We start from the raw sequence: 12,042 nt of genomic DNA, 5'->3' as shown, positions 1-12,042 counted from the left end.
CAATGCCCAGTTATAGGCAAGACGTGCGACACCGCAAGCCTTACTAAAGTAGGTGGCTTGTTTGTTATTGTGAGCAAGTTCTATCGTGTGTCCTAATATCATGGATTTTCTTTAACCATCTGTTTGACTTGCTTTTTGTATTTTCTAAGTCCATACAATCGGCTACTAAGCTATGAATAATAGCAAGCATGTCTTCAACCAACTCCCCAAAAAAGACACCATCAACCCAGCCAATCATACCGCAATATGGTCAACAAAACCGTATCCATCACTCATTGTTATTGTTGACGCTAAGCTGTCTGTTCCATTTACTAAATTGCTCTTGCTCTTCTTCCAAATCACTTTTCAGTAGGGGCATATCATCGCTATGATGGTTTGCCTCCACTTGCCAATGTGTGTTTGATAAGGCAGTTAGGTGAAAGGGTAAGGGTTGGTTACTGCGACTGTGATTAACCAAAACCGCCAATCGCAACAGCAACACCAGATGCACCAGATTAACGCCACCCACATTCAATGCTTGTTCTAGAGCATCAGATTTGAGTTTACGGCGGTGATTGCCAACCAGTTGTGCCATTTTTAGCTGATCAACCTGTGAAAACCCAGGCACATCAGAATGCTCAAGCAAATAGGCACTGTGGCGATGATAACCACTGTGGCTAATCGCCAAGCCGATTTCATGCAAAAATGCCGCTCGACGTAATAAATCACCATCTTCAACTTGTAGGTTTAGTGGCTTTTTGACCGCTTCAAATAATTGCTGGCACGTCCGCACCACCCGTTTGGCTTGGCGTTTATCCACCGAATATCGTTGTATCAATGCCTGTACACTGCGATCTCGCACATCTTCACTGGCGAAGCGACCAAGCATGTCATACATCACGCCTTCACGCAATGCCCCGTCTGAGTAAGTCATGGTCTCAATTCCCAACACACGCATGACCGCAATCAACACCGCCACCCCAGCAGGAAACACCGCTTTACGATGTTCTTTGACCCCTTCTAGCTCAATGTGGTTAACATTACCGATTTTAACCAGCAGTTTTTGTAATTTTTCCACACCATCATAGGTAATGCGTTCTTGTTTATCTGCCCAACCTTGTTCTACCAATACGTTACGGACAGCTTTAATTGTACCGCTAGAGCCAATCACACTGCTCCAGCCCACCTCTTGATAACGACTGCTGATTGCCAAAATTTCTTTGCGAGCAGCGGCGATGGCTTTATCAAAGGCTTTATCCGTGATGCCACCGTCATCAAAGTAGCCTTTGGTGAACGCCACACAGCCCATCTGTAGGCTTTCGGTTAATATTGGCTCAAACGCTTGTCCAATGATGAACTCTGTCGAGCCACCCCCAATATCGATGACCAATCGCTGGGCACTACTGGCATTGGTGTGTGATACCCCCAAATAAATCAATCGAGCTTCTTCTCGTCCTGCAATGATTTCGATGGGTTTGGGCAAAATTTGATTGGCCTGTTTGACGAATTCGTTGGCATTTTTGGCTTGGCGTAAGGCATTGGTTGCCACGATACGCAATCGCTCAGGGGACACCGATTCTAATCGACCGACAAAACGACTCAAACAATCCAACCCTCGTTGCATGGCGACATCGCTTAAACGGTTTTTACCATCTAATCCTGCTGCCAGTTGGACTTTTTCGGACATAGATGCCACTTTGCGAACTTCACCGTGGTCAAGACGTGCAATCGCCAAATGAAAGCTGTTTGAACCGATGTCAATGGCTGCCATCAGTTCATTGTCATCTAAAGCAGTGTTATCATCTAAAGCAGTGTTTAAGGACACATTTGTCAACATGGTGGCAGATAAATTACCAACCATCAACGATAACCTTTCTCATACAAGTCTTGATAACCGCCATGGTTAACCACATTGGTATAGCCCATTTCTAAGAGTGTCTTGCGAGCCACCTCAGCACGGCGACCAGAACGACAGTACAAATTGATGGGGGCGTTTTTATTCGGCTCAATGGCTTCAATACGGCTTGCGATTTGGTCGGGCGTGATGTTTAATGCCCCTTGTAAATGCCCATCGGCATACTCTTCGGTGCTACGAACATCAATCCACACACCCAAGGCTTTGGCAGGGGGCTGGCTGATGGCGGTTGTTGTGGTTGGATTTTGGGCGGTGGCATTGAATGAGCAGGCACTTAAGCCAAAAGTTGCCACGGATAATGCCAATAAAACGGCGTGTTTCATCATCGTCTCCTGATGGAATGGATTGATTGTGAAGTTATTAAAATTAAAAGCTATTAAAACTAAAAGTTATTAAAACATCACTATTGGGTTACGGTTTTTTCAATCAATTTTTCAGCATTGGCAAGCGTGTCTTTGACATCATCAAAGTCAATCTGACTGCCTGCTATCAGTGCGTGCGTGTCTTCAAAGCTGACCAAAACCTGACCATCTGTTTCGGTAACCAGCACTTTAAGGGGTAATTTTAACGCAAAATGAGGGTCTTTTTTCATCAATGGCGTGCCTGCTTTTGGTGTGCCAAAAACGATGACTTTGGCAGGCTGCATGTCCAAATCCACTTGTTGGGCAGCGTGCTGGTGGTCAATGGTGGCAAAGATGGTCATGTTTTTATCTTTAAAAGCAGACTGCAAGCGACTGACGGTGTCATTAAAATCATAACGGCTGGCGATGGTTTTGGTGGTGTGTGTTGTGTTCATGGCGTGATGCTCCATGGTTTGGGTGGGCATGGTTTTAGCAGAGCTGGATTGTGAGGTCAGGTGGTTGCCACAAGCGGTCAATGCCATCATGGCAGTCAACGACATCACCATGGGCAAAGCAAACCGCTTGGTTTTTTTAAGTGAGTGTTTAACTGAGTATACTGTCATAAATCATCTCTCTGGGTTTAATTAAAATATTTTTAATGACTTTCTTATTATCCACAAAAAGCATTGGGCAACTCTCCCAATGCTTTTTTTAATGTTGCTTTCAATTTTAATGTTGCTTTCAATGTCGCCAATGTTATTATGTCAGTCATCACATTGTCAATTATCTAAATACCATTATCTAAACACCATGCCACCATCGGTCAGTATGGTTTGACCTGTGATGTAATCGGCATCTTTGGACGCTAAAAATGACACCAAGTTGGCAACATCTTCTGGCTGTTGTGGGCGACCAACCAAGATACCTTGGGTAAACTCTTTCCATGCTTGTTTTGGTTCATAGCCTTTATGCTCAACAAAAGCAGCATCAATACGCTCCCACATCGGCGTGTCAGCAACCCCTGGGCAATAAGCATTGACACGGATATTATGCTCGGCAAGCTCTTTGGCGGTAGAATGGGTAAACGAACGCACCGCATGCTTGGTGGCACTGTATAAGCTTAGCATCTCATAAGATTCATGTCCTGCAATGCTGCACGCATTGATGATTTTGCCGATGCCATCTTGTTTTTTCATCTGCTCAGCCGCCGCTTGTGTGCCAAAAATCACGCCTTTAATGTTCACTCCAAGCACACGGTCAATCTCTTTTTCTTCAATTGCCAAAAATGGCTCAACCGACTCAACCCCTGCGTTATTGACAAACACATCTATCTGTCCAAATGCCTTAACCGCTTCATCGACCAAGCGGATTTGGTCGTCTTTTTTAGAGGCATCACCAACAACGCTGATGCTCTCATAGCCTGCTTTGTCAAATTCATCTTTGGCCGTTTTTAAATTGTCTTCGCTGATGTCATGCAACACCACTTTAAAACCATCTTTTGCCAAACGAGTGGCAATGGCATTGCCCAAACCTGCGGCAGACCCTGTTACGATGGCAACTTTGCTGTTATTTTGCTTATTTTGTTGATTGTTTTGTGTGGTCATCATGTTATCCTTATATTAATGTGTGATAAACAAATAAGTAAATTTTTATTGAAGCTCTTAACTTAAATTTAAAATTTAACCAAATCTAAGCCAAATGATTGATTTAAGTGGGCAGTATTTTTAAGCAGGCAACATTGCTAAACTAAGCCATGTCATTTAAACATTTAAAAAAGCCACTTAAAAACAACAAATAAAAACAACAAAAAATTCACTTATGCTTTGATTATAACAACCAATCATTTTTAAAACAGGCATGATGCGTTATTGGCTTGTGTTGTTTATGTAACAGTGTTTGAAACAACCTTAATAATTGGTTGATAAAAGGTGATTGGATTATTATTTGGCTGGATAACCATGCTCAATTTGGGTAAAATCTAAAGTCTTGGCTTAGGTTTGGTTTTAACTTAAGTTCGGTTTTTTAGGTTGTTTAATTTCAGCTCGCCTGTTTAACTTGTTCGTTTATTTAACTGAGTTAGTTTGGTTTAACAGCCATTTTGGTTTATTTTCATTTTTTTAAGGGCTTTTTTAAGGGTAAGTTATGACACATTCTCACAATATCCGCCACACTGAGCATCTCATCATCGGTTTTGGTAAAGCAGGGAAAACTTTGGCTCAAACCCTTGCTAAAGCAGGTAAAGAGGTCATCTTGGTAGAAAAATCTGCCGACATGTATGGGGGTACTTGCATTAATATTGGGTGTATTCCATCAAAAAAATTGGCATTTTTATCACATGAGCGTGATGTGTCATTAAGCGATGCCATTGCCCGTAAAAATCAACTGATTGCTAAGCTCAATCAAGCCAATTTTGATAAAGTCAATGAATTAGATAACGCCACGGTCATCACAGGTGAAGCCAGTTTTATTGATGATAAGACCGTGCAGGTGATGACAGCTGATGACACTCTAACAATCACCGCTGACCACATTCATATCAATACAGGAGCGTATAATTGGCAACCACCCATTGATGGGCTAAAAGACAGCAAATTTGCCCATGACAGCACCAGCATCATGCAGTTAACTCAATTGCCAAAACAGTTGGTCATCATTGGTGGGGGATATATTGGGTTGGAATTTGCCTTTATCTTTGCTGGGTTTGGCAGTGTGGTCACGATTTTAGAAACTGCCGATACTTTTTTACCAAAAGAAGATGCTGACATTCGCCAAAATTTGTTGGGTATTATGGCAAACAAACACATCACTGTCAAAACCAAGCAACAAATTAAGCAGGTTAATGATGCCAACAATCATGCGGTGGTTGTAACCGAAGATGGGGAATTGATGGCAGATGCGATTTTGGTGGCAACAGGTCGTCGGGCAAATACGCAAGGGTTAAACCTTGATAAAGCAGGCGTTACATTGACCGATAAAGGTAACATTGCCGTTAATGATAGGCTACAAACCAGCGTGCCACATATCTATGCGATGGGTGATGTGGCAGGCAGTCCACAGTTTACCTATATTTCCTTGGACGATTATCGGGTGGTCAAAAGTCAAGTGTTGGGTGATGGCACACACACCACAAAAGGACGCACTTTTGCCTATGCGGTGTTTACCAATCCACCGCTTGCCAATGTTGGTATGACCGAGCAAGTTGCCAAGGAGCAAGGGCATGCCGTTAAGACGGCTGTTTTAGAAGCGGTCAACATTCCCAAAGCCAAAATCTTAGAGCAAACCGATGGACTATTAAAGGCGGTGATTGATGCCAAAACCGATAAAATACTGGGCGTTCAGTTGTTATGTGATAATGCCCATGAGTTGATTAACTTTATGGATTTGGCAATTCGTCAGGGTCTGACTTATCAAGAGGTTAGGGATTATATTTTCACTCACCCAACGATGAGCGAAGCGTTAAATGAGTTGTTTGCAGGGGTAGAAACGTAGAAACGTAGAAACGTAGAAACGTAGAAACCGCTTAACCAACAACCGTCGTTGTTTGTTCAATTTGGTTTGTTCAATTTGGTTTGCTTATGTTGATGATGGCGTGTTTTTTTGCAGTAGAAACACGCCTTAAGCCATTTATGTTTATTTCATTTATGTTTATTTTATGCAGATTTCATATCAGCAAACACCTTATCCGCTGCTAAAATGGTGGCATCTAAATCTTGCATGCTGTGTGCCGATGACATAAATGCTGCTTCAAATGCTGATGGGGCAAGATAGATGCCATTATCCAGCATGCCGTGGAAAAATTGAGCAAAGGCTTGATTATCGGTTTTACTGACATCATCAAAGTTTTGTGGAATGTTGTTGTCGGTAAAAAATAATCCAAACATGCCCCCTAAACGATTGGAGCGAATGGCAATGCCGTGTTTATCTGCCACTTGGTGAATGCCGTTTAATAAATAATCTACTTTATCTGCCAGTTGTTGATAAAAGCCGTCTTTGGTCAATGAATCAAACATGGCAATCCCTGCTCGCATTGCCAATGGGTTGCCTGATAACGTGCCAGCTTGATAAACCCCACCCAGTGGGGCAACGCATTCCATGATTGCCCGCTTGCCACCAAATGCCCCCACAGGCAAACCTGCCCCAATGATTTTGCCAAAGCAGGTTAAGTCTGGGGTGATGCCAAAATGTGTTTGAGCCCCACCAAGTCCAACTCGAAAACCTGTCATCACTTCATCAAATATTAACACCACGCCATGCTCATCACACAGTTGACGTAAAGTATCATGAAAATCTTGACTGGGAATGACCATGTTCATGTTACCAGCGATGGGCTCAACAATCACACATGCCAGCTCACTGCCCTGCTCATTGGCAAACTTGTTAAAACAAGCGTGCAAAGCATCAATGTCATTGTAGGGCAGGGTGATGGTGTGTTTGGCAAAATCGCTTGGCACGCCTTTAGAAGTTGGTTCACCAATATCAAGCATGCCAGAGCCTGCTTTCACAAGCAGGCCATCACTGTGTCCATGATAACACCCTTCAAACTTGACGATTTTATCCCGTCCTGTATAACCACGAGCCAAACGAATGGCACTCATGGTGGCTTCTGTGCCTGAGTTGGTCATTCGTACTAACTCCACACTGGGGATAAGCTCACAAATTTTATCAGCAATGGTGGTCTCAAAAGGGGTTGGTGCGCCAAAGCTTAAACCATCTGCTGCTGCTTGTTGCACCGCTTCAATGATGGGTGGATAGGCATGACCTAAAATCATCGGCCCCCATGACCCCACATAATCAATATACGCATTATTTTCGGTATCAAAAAGCTTACTGCCCTTTGCTCGATGAATAAAAATGGGTGTGCCACCCACACCAGCAAAGGCTCTGACGGGTGAATTAACCCCACCAGGAATGTGTTTTTTGGCTTGTAAAAACAGTTGGTTATTTTTGGGGTTGTGATGGGTTTTCATGGTTTTCATGATGTGTCCTAATGTCATCGGTAAAAAAATCATCTAAAGAATGTCGTCTAAAAAATGAATGTCATAACCATTATTATACTCAAGATAATCCATGATACCCAAATTTGCTGCCACTAATTTGCTGCCACTGTAAAAACACCATTGACAAAAAAGACCATTGACGCAACTGGTCAATGGTCAATAAAAGCGATTACTTTACCAACAAAAAAGGGTTTACTAAAAAAAGTGGGTTGGTTTTGCTTTTTGTTATTTTGCTTAAGGGGTTATTGTGTCTCTGGAGCCGCTTGGGCAGTTGCTGTGTCAGCCTGTGGTTGCTCACCCCAAATGGCAGGGTATTTGTAACCGGGGAAAGTGCTGTGAGCATATTGCTTAAAGCTGTCTGAGTTGTAGGCATTAGTCACGTCTTGTACCCATTTGGCATCTTTGTCTGCTGTTTTCACTGCTGACCAGTTAACATAAGCAAAGCTTTTTTCTTGATATAAGGCATCGGTCAATTTAATGCCAGCGTCGGTGGCATAGTTACCGTTAATGACTGCAAAATCAACTTCTTCACGAGCTCTTGGCAGCTGAGCTGCTTCCAACTCAACGATGTCAATATTCATCGGATTGCTGGCGATGTCAGCTTTTGAGGCAGTGAGTGGGTCAATGCCATCTTTTAGAGTAATCCAACCCAAATCATTCATCATCACCAACGCACGAGCGAAGTTACTTGGGTCATTAGGAGCAGAGACTTTCATACCGTCAAAAGCGTCGGTTAAGGCAGTTTTTTTGCCAGAATAGATGCCAAGCGGTGCGGTTGGGACTTGGAAGATTTCCACCAAATCCAGATTGTTTTCTTTTTTAAAGGTGTCTAAGTATGGCTTATGTTGAAAGACGTTGATGTCCAAGTCGCCTTCTGCCAATGCCAAGTTAGGACGCACATAGTCGGTAAAGGTTACAAGCTTGACTTCATAACCTTGAGATTCTAAGTCAGCTTGGACTTGATTACGCACCATGTCGGCAAAATCCCCTTCGGTTGTGCCAATCACAATGGTGGATTTGTCTTTGGGGGCATCAGCAGAGGTGGTGGCATCGCTACTGGTTGTGCTGTCTGTGGCGGCGGTGTCTGTTGTGTCAGCACTGTTTGTGCCAGCGTTGTTTGTACCAGCGTTGTTGTTACAGCCAACAAGTACCAAACCAGACAAACCAGCAATGGCAGCCGCTGAACAGATGCGTTTATTGATGGAATAAAGGTCAAATGATGTCATATGAGTGTCCTGAATTAAATGGTTTAAAATTAAAATGATTAAACATGAACGAGGTAATATACCGCAATTAATGAGATATATCCGTGAAAAATATTTGGCTGATGTTGAATAAAATTCTTCATAAAAAAATGCTTCATAAGCCAGTTAGCGTTTGTCTAATTTACTTGCCAACCAATTACCAAATCCTTGAATGCCAATCACCATGACCGATAAGGCAATGACGATAAATACCATGACTTCGGTCTGATAACGATAATAACCATAGCGAATTGCTAAGTCACCCAAACCGCCACCACCAATCATACCTGCTGCTGCTGAATAGGACAACAGACTGATGCACAAAATGGTTATTGACAGCACCAATCCAGAACGAGCTTCGGTCAACAGCACCTTGATGATGGTCAAAGGGTTGGCTCCCATGGATTCAGTCGCTTCGATGATACCACGGGGAACTTCACGTAAATTTTGCTCCACCAAACGAGCAAAATAAAATGACCCTGCAATGGCAAGTACCAGTGACGCAGCAATCGGGCCGATGCTTGTGCCAATCAAAGTTTTGGTAAATGGACTCATGGCAATCATCAAAATCACAAACGGAAATGCCCGCATAAAGTTGGTAAAACCACCCAACACAGCATATAATGGCTTATTTTGCAACAGTTGACGATCACTGCTCAAAAACAAAAACACCCCAAATACGCCACCAATTAAAATCGCAACGGTGGTAGAAATGCCCAACATGATAAAAGTGTCAATGGTTGCTCGCCAAATCTCTGGCTTTAGTGTCCAAAGTTTATTAACCGCTTCATTTAAATCCATGGCAGCCATGTCAATCCTCCTGCACCAGACTTTGACCCACTGGGGTGGTGGCATGAATTTCGCCATCACGAATGTCAGCAACTTCTAATAGATGCCCTTTATCTAACAATGCTGTTCGATGACAGAGTCGACGCAACACGCTCATTTCATGGGTAACAATGACAATGGTTACACCCAGCTGTTCGTTAATGTCTTTAAGTACCGCAAGCAAACTGCGTGTGGTGGCAGGGTCTAAAGCACTGGTTGGCTCATCAGCAAGCAAGACTTTGGGGTTTGGGGCAATGGCACGAGCAATGCCAACCCGCTGTTTTTGTCCACCTGACAGTTGGGCAGGGTAATGGCTCGCCCTGTCGCTAAGCTCAACGATATCAAGGCATTGCATGATACGCTGATGACGTTGTGCTTTTGGATAGCTTGAAACTTGTAAATTAAAAGCAACGTTGTCATAGACGGTGCGATTTGCCATTAGGTTAAACTGTTGAAATATCATACCAATATGATGACGGGCTTTGCGTAGTTGATTGGCGGACAGATTGGTCAATACTTGGCCATCAATGATGACGTTGCCAGAATCAGGCTTTTCCAGTAGATTCATCAGTCGCAATAGGGTGGATTTGCCAGCTCCTGAGTAACCCATTAAACCAAAAATCTCTCCTTGCTTAATGTGTAATGACAGTGGTTCAACCGCTGTGAACCAATGCGATTTGCCATCTTTTTGACTTTGGAATTTTTTACTGACTTGTTCTAAAACTATCATGATATGGGCAACTGACTTGGGTTGACTGATGGGTAATAAAAAATGGCTAAAAAATGGGCAAAAAGTGGGTGAAAACTGGGTGGTTAAAAAGACGATGTAATATATCATAGCTGGCATATGCCTGCATCTGTTTAACAGATAAAAGCTTATGAAGATTTTGCATAATCAGCATAAATAATTTGCATTAATGAGTTGCATGTCCACATCAAAGTGCGTCGTGCATCAAGTTGCGATTTATTTAGATTTGATTGGCAGTACCACCAAAAAGCGGGTATGTCCTTGCCAAGTGTCGGTAATGATATGACCTCGATGAGCTTCAACAATTTGTGCCACCAAAGACAGTCCTAGCCCAGAGCCTTTTTTTTCTTGTTTTAGACGGACAAAGGGACTAAAGATGTCTTCACGTTTGTCGATTGGCACGCCTAAACCTTGGTCGATGACTGCCAACACAGCATGGCGATAGACGACAGTGGGTAGGGGCTTTTGTCGCATTTTTGCCAAAGTTTCTTGGGCTTTTTGAGCCGTATCACTCATGGCGATACGGGCGGATTTTTTATGGTTTTTGTTTGGGTGTGCTTTTGGGGAATGCTTATCATGTTCCTTATCAAGAGTATGGTGGTTGTTAAGATTGTGTGGGCTGTCAAGATGATTAAGATTGTCGTATTGGTTTGAATGTTGAGTTGTCAGAACGGGGTGGTTGATATTGGTGTGAGCCAAATCGGTATGAATGACATCGACATCAGTGTCTTGTTTATCAGCCCCTAATGTATCAACAGTCAATGTATCAACAGCCAAGCGAGTGGGGATAAACTCAACTTGTTGCATGTTTTCCACGCCATACACATACACTTGCACAGGCGGTATGCCATGTATCATGGCATTATTCAGTAGATTGCGTATTAGGTGAGTCAGTAGTTGTGGTTGTCCGTCAATGATGATTGATTCACCATAAAGATGAGATTTAGGGTAGTGTTGTGATTCTTGTTGTACAAGGGTGTATAGGTCTAATCGTTCAACCTGTTGTAAGGCATGCCCTGCATCTAGACGGCTGACCAATAAAATACTTTCAACCAATTGATTTAAACCAGACAAGTCTCGGTTAATGGCAGCAGCTCGCTTATCAAATTTAAGCTTTTTATCTTCGCTTAGCTCTTGTGCCAGCATGTCCATCATCTCAACTTGTAGGCGGATACGAGTGATGGGCGTACGAAGTTCATGTGAGGCATGTGCCAATAACAAATTATTGGCAGCGACCAGCTTTTCAATTTTTTGTGCTGCTTGGTTAAAGCCCCTTGCCAAGCTTGCGATTTCATCATCGCCATGCACACCAACCCGAGCAGTGAAGTCTCCTTCACCAAGCTGGGCAAGTTGATGATTTAATTGATTGATTCGCCACGTCATCGAACGAGCAATCCACCATAATACCCCAGCCATCAGCATCAATAACAACAATGTGCCTGTGAATAAGTTAAGCACCGCTGATAACGTTGAGCGATGCGGTTGATGTCTGGGTTCATATAGGACGGTATGGCCTGTGCTACTGGTAATTTGTGCTTGGATAGGGGACACTGTCCCAAACAAAATGGGAAAGTTACTCATCAGCCAAGAAGGTTCTTCTGGCAGTTTGGCAGGCAAATCGGCGTTATCAGTCTTAAACACCAAATAACCATCAACAGAATACAAGCCAATTTTGGCATCAAGTGAATCATCGAAGATTTCAAAAGTTTTTTTGACCACTGCCAGCATGATTTGAGCTTTGATGGGGCTGTCAGACGCTTGAGCTTTTTGCAAAAAAGGCTCAACTTGGTTCACTAACTGACTGGCGACCGCTCGAGTTCTTAAACTGGCAGAATTATTTTGTACCGACTGGTTTAACAACAACATGGCAATGGCAAATAATATCAGTGCCACAAGGACACTGACAAATAATTTGGCAAATACCGAACGAAATTGAAACCAACGCATTTAAAACCATTTACCCATACTAACTACCCATACAAATACTAAC

11 protein-coding genes are annotated in these 12,042 nt (G+C 43.0%); 1 reads left to right on the top strand and 10 read right to left on the bottom strand.

All coding sequences use genetic code 11. The features are described from left to right. From B0682_RS08975 to B0682_RS08955, 5 genes are all read right to left on the bottom strand, one after another. Positions 1-102 (bottom strand): helix-turn-helix domain-containing protein (locus B0682_RS08975; RefSeq protein ID WP_158077892.1); only part of this gene is annotated, 102 nt, incomplete at its 3' end. A 166-nt stretch (positions 103-268) separates the two neighbouring features. Beyond that, entirely contained in the window at positions 269-1,816 is a 1,548-nt protein-coding gene (gene ppx / locus B0682_RS08970; RefSeq protein WP_078308376.1) for an exopolyphosphatase, read from the bottom strand. 23 nt (positions 1,817-1,839) lie between these two features. After that, positions 1,840-2,217 (bottom strand): rhodanese-like domain-containing protein, encoded by a 378-nt coding sequence (locus B0682_RS08965; protein WP_064623297.1) that lies wholly within the window; start codon positions 2,215-2,217, stop codon positions 1,840-1,842. Between the two features lie 80 nt (positions 2,218-2,297). After that, a complete protein-coding gene (locus B0682_RS08960) occupies positions 2,298-2,858 on the bottom strand; it encodes a DUF302 domain-containing protein (RefSeq protein ID WP_078308370.1) in 561 nt (186 codons plus the stop codon). 174 nt (positions 2,859-3,032) lie between these two features. Next, positions 3,033-3,839 (bottom strand): acetoin reductase, encoded by an 807-nt coding sequence (locus B0682_RS08955; protein ID WP_078308368.1) that lies wholly within the window; start codon positions 3,837-3,839, stop codon positions 3,033-3,035. A 538-nt stretch (positions 3,840-4,377) separates the two neighbouring features. Here B0682_RS08955 and B0682_RS08950 point away from each other — a divergent pair. After that, positions 4,378-5,724 (top strand): FAD-dependent oxidoreductase, encoded by a 1,347-nt coding sequence (locus B0682_RS08950; RefSeq protein ID WP_078308367.1) that lies wholly within the window; start codon positions 4,378-4,380, stop codon positions 5,722-5,724. Between the two features lie 161 nt (positions 5,725-5,885). Here B0682_RS08950 and hemL read toward each other — a convergent pair whose 3' ends face one another. The 5 genes from hemL to B0682_RS08925 form a co-directional block, all read right to left on the bottom strand. Beyond that, positions 5,886-7,202: a glutamate-1-semialdehyde 2,1-aminomutase gene (hemL, locus tag B0682_RS08945; RefSeq protein WP_205760134.1), complete on the bottom strand. Its 1,317-nt coding sequence runs from the start codon at positions 7,200-7,202 to the stop codon at positions 5,886-5,888. A gap of 272 nt (positions 7,203-7,474) precedes the next feature. Continuing rightward, entirely contained in the window at positions 7,475-8,458 is a 984-nt protein-coding gene (locus tag B0682_RS08940) for a MetQ/NlpA family ABC transporter substrate-binding protein (RefSeq protein WP_078308364.1), read from the bottom strand. A 144-nt stretch (positions 8,459-8,602) separates the two neighbouring features. Next, positions 8,603-9,286 (bottom strand): methionine ABC transporter permease, encoded by a 684-nt coding sequence (locus B0682_RS08935; protein ID WP_078308362.1) that lies wholly within the window; start codon positions 9,284-9,286, stop codon positions 8,603-8,605. A gap of 1 nt (position 9,287) precedes the next feature. Further along, positions 9,288-10,034 (bottom strand): methionine ABC transporter ATP-binding protein, encoded by a 747-nt coding sequence (locus tag B0682_RS08930; protein WP_078308374.1) that lies wholly within the window; start codon positions 10,032-10,034, stop codon positions 9,288-9,290. A 234-nt stretch (positions 10,035-10,268) separates the two neighbouring features. After that, positions 10,269-11,999 carry a HAMP domain-containing sensor histidine kinase gene (locus B0682_RS08925; RefSeq protein ID WP_078308361.1) on the bottom strand — a complete coding sequence of 577 codons (1,731 nt, stop codon included), beginning with the start codon at positions 11,997-11,999 and terminating at the stop codon, positions 10,269-10,271. Positions 12,000-12,042 lie beyond the last annotated feature (43 nt).

Origin of the sequence: Lwoffella lincolnii (assembly GCF_002014765.1) — a bacterium.
Taxonomy (GTDB): domain Bacteria; phylum Pseudomonadota; class Gammaproteobacteria; order Pseudomonadales; family Moraxellaceae; genus Psychrobacter; species Psychrobacter lincolnii.
The sequence above is the reverse complement of the archived record's forward strand: the minus strand, read 5'-3'. Positions and strand labels throughout refer to the sequence as shown.

What these genes read in the sequence shown, in the direction of transcription:
- B0682_RS08930 (WP_078308374.1), bottom strand. Translation starts at nt 10,034, where the DNA reads ATGATAGTTTTAGAACAAGTCAGTAAAAAATTCCAAAGTCAAAAAGAT.
- B0682_RS08940 (WP_078308364.1), bottom strand. Translation starts at nt 8,458, where the DNA reads ATGACATCATTTGACCTTTATTCCATCAATAAACGCATCTGTTCAGCG.
- B0682_RS08955 (WP_078308368.1), bottom strand. Translation starts at nt 3,839, where the DNA reads ATGACCACACAAAACAATCAACAAAATAAGCAAAATAACAGCAAAGTT.
- B0682_RS08950 (WP_078308367.1), top strand. Translation starts at nt 4,378, where the DNA reads ATGACACATTCTCACAATATCCGCCACACTGAGCATCTCATCATCGGT.
- B0682_RS08925 (WP_078308361.1), bottom strand. Translation starts at nt 11,999, where the DNA reads ATGCGTTGGTTTCAATTTCGTTCGGTATTTGCCAAATTATTTGTCAGT.
- B0682_RS08960 (WP_078308370.1), bottom strand. Translation starts at nt 2,858, where the DNA reads ATGACAGTATACTCAGTTAAACACTCACTTAAAAAAACCAAGCGGTTT.
- ppx (WP_078308376.1), bottom strand. Translation starts at nt 1,816, where the DNA reads ATGTTGACAAATGTGTCCTTAAACACTGCTTTAGATGATAACACTGCT.
- B0682_RS08965 (WP_064623297.1), bottom strand. Translation starts at nt 2,217, where the DNA reads ATGAAACACGCCGTTTTATTGGCATTATCCGTGGCAACTTTTGGCTTA.
- hemL (WP_205760134.1), bottom strand. Translation starts at nt 7,202, where the DNA reads ATGAAAACCCATCACAACCCCAAAAATAACCAACTGTTTTTACAAGCC.
- B0682_RS08935 (WP_078308362.1), bottom strand. Translation starts at nt 9,286, where the DNA reads ATGGCTGCCATGGATTTAAATGAAGCGGTTAATAAACTTTGGACACTA.